This window comes from Actinoallomurus acaciae (genome assembly GCF_042429965.1).
Taxonomy (GTDB): domain Bacteria; phylum Actinomycetota; class Actinomycetes; order Streptosporangiales; family Streptosporangiaceae; genus Actinoallomurus; species Actinoallomurus acaciae.
In genome coordinates this window covers 1-3735 of record NZ_JBHLZP010000678.1, presented here as the reverse complement: position 1 = coordinate 3735, position 3735 = coordinate 1, and the positions used below count along the sequence as shown (strand labels likewise).

The 3735-nt window shown below is 72.4% G+C and carries 4 protein-coding genes; 1 reads left to right on the top strand and 3 read right to left on the bottom strand.

Annotation, left to right across the window (positions count from 1 at the left end; translation table 11 throughout):
- From ACFFNX_RS44820 to ACFFNX_RS44810, 3 genes are all read right to left on the bottom strand, one after another.
- Window positions 1–1206 (bottom strand): beta-ketoacyl [acyl carrier protein] synthase domain-containing protein (locus ACFFNX_RS44820; RefSeq protein WP_378212367.1); only part of this gene is annotated, 1206 nt, incomplete at its 3' end.
- 73 nt (window positions 1207–1279) lie between these two features.
- On the bottom strand, window positions 1280–2050 hold the full coding sequence (locus ACFFNX_RS44815) for a thioesterase II family protein (protein WP_378212366.1): 771 nt from the start codon (window positions 2048–2050) through the stop codon (window positions 1280–1282).
- Window positions 2050–2301 carry a phosphopantetheine-binding protein gene (locus tag ACFFNX_RS44810; RefSeq protein ID WP_378212365.1) on the bottom strand — a complete coding sequence of 84 codons (252 nt, stop codon included), beginning with the start codon at window positions 2299–2301 and terminating at the stop codon, window positions 2050–2052. Before ACFFNX_RS44810 ends, ACFFNX_RS44815 begins: the two co-directional genes overlap by 1 nt.
- Window positions 2302–2504: 203 nt before the next feature.
- On the opposite strand from ACFFNX_RS44810, the gene ACFFNX_RS44805 reads away from it, so the two are divergent.
- On the top strand, window positions 2505–3735 hold a 1231-nt coding region (locus ACFFNX_RS44805; RefSeq protein ID WP_378212364.1), incomplete at its 3' end, for a salicylate synthase.

Genomic DNA, 3735 nt, shown 5'->3' with positions numbered 1-3735 from the left:
GGCGAAGTCGATGGCGGGGTTCGGCTCGGCGCAGTTGATGGTCGGTGGCAGTTCCTCGTGCTCGAACGCCAGCAGCACCTTGGCCAGGCCCACCGCGCCGGCCGCCGCCCACGTGTCGCCGACGTTGGGCTTGGCGGTGCCGAGCCGGCAGCTGCCCGGGGGCGCGCCCGCGTACCCCTCGGCGAGCGCGGTGATCTCCAGGGCGTCGCCCATGCGGGTCCCGGTGCCGTGGGCCTCGACGTAGCCGACGTCCGCCGGGGCGACGCCCGCGACGCCGAGCGCCTCGGCGACGACGTCGACCTGGGGATCCACCGCCGGCGCGGTGAACCCGGACTTGCGTCCACCGTCGTTGTTCACGGCGGTCCCGCGGATCAGGCCGAGGACGGGGTCGCCCGCCTCGATCGCGTCGGCGAGGCGGCGCAGGGCCAGCACGACGACGCCGTCTCCGGGTGTGGTGCCGTCGGCCCCGGCGTCGAACGCCCGGCAGTGACCGTCCGGGGAGTTCACGCCCCCCTCGCGGTAGGTGTAGCCGCCACGCTGCGGGAAGTAGATCGTGGTGCCTCCGGCGAGCGCGAGGTCGGACTCCCCGCCGAGCAGGCTCTGCACCGCGAGATGCACGGCGACCAGGGACGTCGAGCAGCCCGCCTGTACGTTCACGCTGGGGCCGGTCAGGTCGAGCTGGTACGACACCCGCGCGGCGAGAAAGTCGCCGCTGTTCCCCACGAGGTTGTCCAGGGCGCCGCCGCCGTACGGGTGCAGGTTGTGCAGGAAGTAGGTGTCGGGACCCGCGCCCGCGAAGACGCTGACGGACAGGTCGCGGTGGGCGCGAGGGGGGCGCCCGGCCGCCTCCAGCGCCTCCCACGCGCACTCCAGGAAGAGCCGGTGCTGCGGGTCGATCGTGGCCGCCTCGCCGGGGCTGTAGCCGAAGAAGGCGGCGTCGAACCACTCCGGGTCGGCCAGCACCGGCCGGCTCCGCACGAGGGCCGGGTCGTCCGGGGAGGACCCCGCGGCGAGCAGGTCGTCGTCGGAGAAGGTGGTGACCGACTCCACACCGGCCCGCAGATTGCGCCAGAACGCCTCCGGCGTGGACGCGCCCGGCAGCCGCACCGCCATTCCGATGACGGCGACGGCCGGCGGTCTCTCGCCTCGATCTGACTCTTCGCGGGAATGGTCTTGGGACACGTGTTCGGCCTTTCCTCGGCGCATTCGCGCATGCGGCGGAGAACTCCGCGCTCAGTGATGTTCGAAACTGATTCCGAGAGATATGTCGTGGTTTTTGTCAGGGCATGGAAAAGCGATCCCAACGCAGTCGCCGGTGTACGGTGTCGACGAGGTCCGCCGTCCGCTCCAGCAGGTAGAAGTGGTCGCCCGCGAACCGGACCTGCGCGAACCCGCCGTCGGTGGCCTCCGCCCAGGGCGCGACCTCCTCGGGCGTCACCGTCATGTCGTCGTCGGCGGCGATCGCGACGATCCCGGTGGCCAGACGCGGTCCCGGCTCGGGCCGATAGCGCTCGATCAGGCGATAGTCGTTGCGGATGATGGGGAGCAGATACTCCCGCATCTCCGGGTTGTCCATCAGCTCGGTCGGGGTTCCGCCGGTGGCGCGCAGGACCTTGACGAACCGCTCGTCGTCCAACTCGTGCACGTGGCCGTCGCGCCGGACCGCAGGAGCCTGCCGCGCGGAGACGAACAGCAGGTCGGGTCGCCGGCCCCCCGCCGCCTCCAGCCGCCTGACCACCTCGTACGCCACCGAGCCGCCCATGCTGTGGCCGAAGACGGCGGTGGGGCGGTCCAGCAGGGGTGCGAGCGCCTCGGCCGCCCGGTCGGCGAGCGTCTCCATGTCCTCCACGAGCGGCTCACTCGCGCGCGTCTCCCGCCCCGGGTACTGCACGACCTGGACGTCGACCCCGGCCGGGAACGCCTTGGCGAACGGCCGGTAGAAGCCCGCGCCACCTCCGGCGTGCGGGAAGCAGACCAGCCTGCGCGCCGCGGGCGGGCCGGCGCGGAAAGAGCGCACCCAGTCCGACGTGGCGTCGTTCGCGGTCACCATCAGGCCTCCGAGGCCAGCCGCCACCAGCCGGCGACGGTCGGCTGCTCGACCATGCTCGCGAACCGTACACGCACGCCGTATCGGCGCAGACGCGCGGACATCGCCATCATCTTCACCGAGTCGAGGCCGAGCGCGACGAGGTTGGCGTTGTCCCCGACCTGACCCGGCGAAACCCCGAGAACCTCGGCGACGTCGCCCCTGAGAACGTTGATGTCAAATGCTCCGCCGCCCGGCTCGTCCGGTGCTGGCATCGGTCTCACGAGACCTCCGTAAAAGCGCGGTAAAAGTTTCGCGTCAATCGCCGGACCGGACCCTCCATTCGCCGATCCAGGACAGATATGGACACATTGCCGGATACTAGCTACGCTGATTAGGTTAGGCAAGCCTAACCTAACTTTTCTCCCTCGCCCCGGCCGCCCCTCCACGTGCCGGCGACGCCCCAAGGACGGATCCCGTGACGACCGACGCTCTCGCCCTGGCACGCTCCCGAGCCGGCGCCTCGCGCCCTCTCCGCACCCGGATCTCCGGCACGTACGACCCCGCCGCGCTCGCGGTCCGGCTCGCCCGTTCCGGCCTGTTCGACCAGTACGTCGTCTATGAGCAGGCCGGGCGCTGGTGGTTCGCCGGCGGCGCCCTGGCCTCGGTGGCCGTCGACGCCTCCGCGGTGCGCACCACCTGGGACGGCGCGCGGCGGGTCGCCCCGCGCACCGAAGAACATCCCGTACGCGAGCTGGGCCGGGCCCTGCGTGAGACCTGCCCGCCCGGCTGGCACGCGTACGGCTGGGTGGCGTTCGAGAGCGCGCTTCCCGCAGGCACGGCGGGCACCTACGACGGCACACTCGCGCACGCGCTCGTCCCCCGGCTCGAGGCGGAGATCGACACAGGAGTTCTCGACCTGCGCACCACCGACGCGGCCTTGGCCGAACGGGTGCTCGCGATGGCGGCGGCCGGCGGCGCTCCCCCGGCCGCGAGCGCGCGGGCGCTGGACGTCGAGGACGGGGATCCCGTCCCGTACCTGGACGCAGTGGCCTCCGCCGTCGGACGGATCCGGGCCGGGGAGCTGGAGAAGGTGATCCTCTCCCGCCGGGTGGAGGTGCCGTTCGCCCTCGACTTCCCCGCCACGTACCTGACCGGGCGGCGCGCCAACACGCCTGCGCGCTCCTTCCTCCTCGACCTGCCCGGTCTGCGCGCCGCCGGGTTCAGCCCGGAGACGGTCGCCGAGGTCACCGCCGACGGCTGGGTCACCTCCCAGCCCCTGGCGGGCACCCGCGCGCGGCGGCCCGATCGACAGGCCGACGAGCGCAACCGCGCCGAGCTGCTCACCGATCCCAAGGAGATCTACGAGCACGCCATCTCGGTCAAGCTCGCCGACACCGAACTGCGCGGCCTGTGCGCGCCCGGCACCGTCACGGTGAGCGAGTTCATGGCACTGAAGGAGCGCGGCAGCGTGCACCACCTCGGCTCCCGGGTGCACGGCCGGCTGCGCGCCGACCGGACCATGTGGGACGCGCTCGCCGCCCTCTTCCCCGCCGTGACCGCCTCCGGCGTCCCCAAGCGCCCGGCGTTCGACGTCATCGCCGCCTGCGAGCCGGGCCCGCGCGGGCTGTACGCCGGCGCGGGTGTCGATGAGGATCTTGTCGCCGGCGTGCAGGTCACCGAGCTTGTTGAAGGGCGCGAGGTAGGTC

Bases quoted from the DNA above. Each gene is read 5' to 3' on its own strand.
- ACFFNX_RS44815 (WP_378212366.1), bottom strand. From the start codon at position 2,050: ATGGTGACCGCGAACGACGCCACGTCGGACTGGGTGCGCTCTTTCCGC.
- ACFFNX_RS44810 (WP_378212365.1), bottom strand. From the start codon at position 2,301: ATGCCAGCACCGGACGAGCCGGGCGGCGGAGCATTTGACATCAACGTT.